Below are 536 nucleotides of genomic sequence, written 5' to 3'. Positions count from 1 at the left end.
GCGCATGAGGAACTTGGCGAGCGCCACCGTTGCCACGAAACCGAGCATGCCGATGACCAGAGCGGCCTCGAAATAGACCGTGCGGCCACTGCCGATGCCGAAGGTGACGAGCAGCAGCATGGCGATCACGTAGGATGCATCGAGTGCCAGGATCCTGTCCTGGGCGCGCGGGCCGATGAAGACGCGCACGACGGCAATCATCAGGGCAAACGCCAGAAGCAGCTTCGAGATCGATACGGCAGTGAAGAAAATGATGGCGCTCATTCGATGATCTCCAGCAGCAGGCTTTCGTAGCGGTCCTTGATGTTCTTCACCCAGGTCTCCTCGTCGATCAGATCGAGCACATGGATCAGAACCGTCTTGCGACGACCGTCATAGGCGAGCCAGGCCGAACCCGGCGTGCTGGTCAGGATCACGGCCATGATCGCAAGCGCTGTCGGGTGTTCGATCTCGAGCGGAACGGTGATGAAGCCCGCTGTGTGTTTCTGGCGCTTGCCGCGCAGGATCAGGAAAGCGACGGCGGCGTTCGAGCGGAT

At 60.8% G+C, this 536-nt stretch carries 2 protein-coding genes; both read right to left on the bottom strand.

Going from position 1 to position 536, the window contains the following annotated elements; genetic code table 11:
• Positions 1-264: K+/H+ antiporter subunit F (locus CXR03_RS18995; protein WP_104105061.1), on the bottom strand; the 264-nt coding region annotated here is incomplete at its 3' end.
• Positions 261-536 (bottom strand): Na+/H+ antiporter subunit E (locus tag CXR03_RS18990; protein ID WP_181034683.1); only part of this gene is annotated, 276 nt, incomplete at its 5' end. The genes CXR03_RS18995 and CXR03_RS18990, both read right to left, overlap by 4 nt.

Source organism: Arthrobacter sp. 08Y14 (assembly GCF_002929455.1).
GTDB lineage: Bacteria > Actinomycetota > Actinomycetes > Actinomycetales > Micrococcaceae > Arthrobacter_B > Arthrobacter_B sunyaminii.
The sequence above is the reverse complement of the archived record's forward strand: the minus strand, read 5'-3'. Positions and strand labels throughout refer to the sequence as shown.